General features: G+C 44.9%; 2 protein-coding genes and 2 pseudogenes. All 4 read left to right on the forward strand.

Annotated elements, in window-relative coordinates; genetic code table 11:
* Positions 1 to 771 (forward strand): annotated as a pseudogene (locus C7B65_RS26650) (hypothetical protein); the annotation flags it as partial.
* A 92-nt stretch (positions 772 to 863) separates the two neighbouring features.
* Positions 864 to 1,271, forward strand: a pseudogene (locus tag C7B65_RS26655) (IS4 family transposase); the annotation flags it as partial.
* 653 nt (positions 1,272 to 1,924) lie between these two features.
* The gene (locus tag C7B65_RS26660; protein ID WP_073075337.1) at positions 1,925 to 2,701 is read left to right on the forward strand and encodes a WecB/TagA/CpsF family glycosyltransferase; all 777 of its coding nucleotides are present in this window, start codon (positions 1,925 to 1,927) and stop codon (positions 2,699 to 2,701) included.
* A 165-nt stretch (positions 2,702 to 2,866) separates the two neighbouring features.
* Complete coding sequence (locus tag C7B65_RS26665) at positions 2,867 to 3,295, forward strand: GDP-mannose 4,6-dehydratase (RefSeq protein ID WP_317615852.1); 429 nt, start codon at positions 2,867 to 2,869, stop codon at positions 3,293 to 3,295.
* Positions 3,296 to 3,546 lie beyond the last annotated feature (251 nt).

Below are 3,546 nucleotides of genomic sequence, written 5' to 3' on the forward strand. Positions count from 1 at the left end.
CGACAAGCTAAAAAGCCTGATGAGTTGGAAGTTTCAATCCTTCAAAAAAGTCCAGCTCTTAGCCGATTAGAGTATAATTTGCATACGATCGTGCGGTTGCCGAATGGGGTGTTTGCGCCTTACACGTCGATTCCGACGAATCTGCTATTTTTTGATGCGTCGGGGGCAACGGAGGAGATTTGGTATTACGAGGTGCCGTTACCAGAGGGGCGCAAGAGTTTTAGCAAAACGAAGCCGATGCAGGAAAGTGATTTTGATGGCTGCTTTGCCTGGTGGAACGACAGAACAGAAAATACACAGGCTTGGAAGTATGACTTTAAGGCAGCTTACGATAAAGCAAAATCGGAAGCACAACCGCATTGGGATGCCGCGAGAACAGCAGAAGCGAATGCAAATCGAAACGCTAAGAGAGTTAAAGAATTAGAGACGCAGATTCAAAATATCAATGCCTCTTTACTTGATTTTTCACCTGCGAAACAACAAGCGAAAGTTAAGCAGCAGATTCAAGATCTGAAAGAGGAACAGAAACGGACTCTGGCAGAAGAACGACAAGAACGAGAGATTGCTAAACAGGAGCAAACAAAAAGGGATTCGCTGTACTGGTGTATTTACAATCTGGATCAGAAAAACCCGATCGCCCAAAATGATTTTGAGCATTTGCCGCCTGAACAATTGGTAGCTGACATCTGGAGAAAAGAGCAGCGAATTTTAGAGATTTTGGGGGAGATTAAGGATGTGCTTCAGACGAAGCCATCGAAGGAGAATTTGTGATGGTGGAAATTCCCTAAGTACAGGACAAAAGCTTGCAAAAGGGGGTTAGGAAAGGGTTTCATGCAAATAGTGAGTTCACAATATGAAACCCTATGCATCAGATTACCCAATTGCGGCAGACATTGCAGCCCTTGCTAGGCTGGCATGGAGCACGAGTCGCCTTTCTGTCCTTATTTCTGGTTGCCCTGTTCCGGGTGAAGACCGTGAACCTAGCAGAGGTGGCAACCGGGTTTGCGGGAGGTGCGAAGGCAGCCTCAAATTATAAACGCATCCAACGATTCCTGCGGTCGTTTGAGCTTAACTACGACCAGATCGCCCAACTGGTGGTGAGACTGGTCGGGATTCCGAAGCCGTGGGTGTTGAGTGTAGACCGCACCACCTGGGAGTTGGGGTCAGTGACCATCAACATTCTGATGTTAGGGGTCGTGCATCAAGGGGTCGCGTTTCCTCTGTTTTGGCATCTATTAGACAAGCGGGGCAACTCGAACACGCAAGAGCGCTTTGACCAGTTGTCGTTTAACACGCTTTTTGTCCTGATTAACACATTAAGTGTCACCCTTGAAAATCACTGAAAGCTTTATCCAGTAGTCTTTTTAAGACTACCTTCTCAAATTTTAGAATTAACACATTAGATGTCCGAAGTGTGCAAAGCACTCGATCAATGCCTGGATTGGACGTTTAATGTGTTAACTTCCGATCAAAAAGCAGAGATGTTTCTGGTTCTGTAGCACTGGGGAAAACGCTAGAGCTTTGCCCTGTTTACGTTGCAGGTTTCTCCCCGTAAAGTAGCGGACATTTAATTTGTTAACGAGGACAAAGAGCGTGTTACGCGACATCTGGATAAAGATATTGTGAATCTGATCAAGCCTAGTACTCAAATGCTACGTAGATCTGCGATATTTTAATAAAGTCTTCTGAGAATAATTTTACTCAGTGTTTCAGAAATTTTCTGAACCATTTGCTAAGTGTTGGACTACTAGCGAATGATGAAAGCGCTGAAACCTTGCTGGTTAGGTTTTTTGTGTTCTCGCAGCCGTACCAGGCGAGATAGCTTCTATATGGAGCTTTCAAACATCAGTGTACTTTTAGAGACTAGTATCCTCCATTCTCGGCAGATTTTGATAGAACTTCTAGATTATCCAAGGCTAGCATCATGATCTTCAACGATATTCCTCCCTTCAAGAATGTAATTGGTCTCCCTGTCACTGCTTTTACGTTTGATGACCAGATATCTCTCATATTGAAATGGGCTAAATGTTTAGTCAGTAGAGTTGTCTGTATTGCGAACGTTCATATGTTAGTGGAGGCATATCGAGATCCAGAATTTGCTCCTGTGTTGCAAAATGCTGACCTAGTAACGCCTGATGGAATGCCTCTGGTTTGGATGTTGAGGTTAATGGGAGCCCCAAACCAGGATAGAGTTGCTGGGCTGGACGTTCTGTTAGCGTTGTGCGAACGAGCATCTACAGAAAACATCAGTATTTTCTTCCTAGGCTCCCAGTCATCCATTCTAGAAAAAATGAGGTCACAGCTAGAGCAGGACTTTCCGAATCTGCAAATCTCGGGTATGGAGCCGCTTCCCTTCCGCCCCTTATCAGAGAATGAAGATAAGGCAGTGGTTCAAAAACTGAATGAGAGTGGATGTGGTCTTGTGTTTGTTTCCTTGGGTTGCCCGAAGCAGGAAATTTGGATGTCCAAACACAAGGATCAGGTTCAGGCAGTCATGATTGGACTTGGGGGTGCATTTCCAGTCTACGCAGGGATTCATAAACGAGCTCCCCAAGTTATTCGTTCCTTGGGCTTGGAATGGCTTTATCGATTAGTGCAAGAACCTCGTAGGCTTTGGAGCCGCTATAGCAGCACCATTCCAATCTTCATCTGGTTAGCGTGCAAGCAACTAGTAACCTCTGATCGAACAACCATAACGTAGAAAACGTAGGACTGCGTGCCATGCACCTTTTCCTGGGTTCATTGTTGTAAGGTTTTCAGTGCTTTCGTTTCATATCTATTAATTAATGAGGAGATGCATGACAGAAAAACGTGCTCTGATTACAGAAGTTACTGGACAGGGCAGCTCATATCTGAGTAAGTATTTTTGGAGAATGGGTACGAAGTTCACGGTATTATCCGACGCACCGCTACCTTGAATACAGACCGCAGCGATCGCATTTATGAAGATCACATTGACGACCAAAGTGTTTGCTTGTTCCTGCAGTACGGGGATTTTACTGACAGCACTACCCTACGTCGAGTTTTGGAAGAGGTGCAACCAGTTGAAATTTATAACCTGGGTGTTCAATCTCATGTCTCCGTCAGCTTTGATTCACCCGAATATACTGTTGATGCCGTTGGGCTAGATACCCTTCGCTTACGCGAAGCGATTCATGACTACCAGCATCGAACGGGGATTCAGGTTCGCTTCTACCAGTCGGCTTCCTCGGAGATGTTTGAGAAGGTGGTGAAAAGCGCCGATGCCTGGATACGGAAAGGGCAAAACAAGCGTTTGGGTTTGAGGAAGGCTTGAGAAACACAATCGAGTGGTATCGCAAGCACACAAATTAAAAAACCAAATATCCCTACCTGTGGTTCAAAATCTCGTTAGGACGCAATCGTGGTCAAAATTCCGATTCAACTTAAAGCACTTGACTTTGTATTATAAGGATCTGGGTCATGACAACATCTAATTCTTCATTAGACCTGTTGTGAAATAAGGCAGAATATATAGAACGAGTGAGTGGAGACGGAAGGATGCTAGATGTAGATCGAGTGCTGCGA

The sequence above is a fragment of the Phormidesmis priestleyi ULC007 genome (assembly GCF_003003695.1).
GTDB classification, from domain to species: Bacteria; Cyanobacteriota; Cyanobacteriia; order Leptolyngbyales; family Leptolyngbyaceae; genus Phormidesmis_A; species Phormidesmis_A priestleyi_A.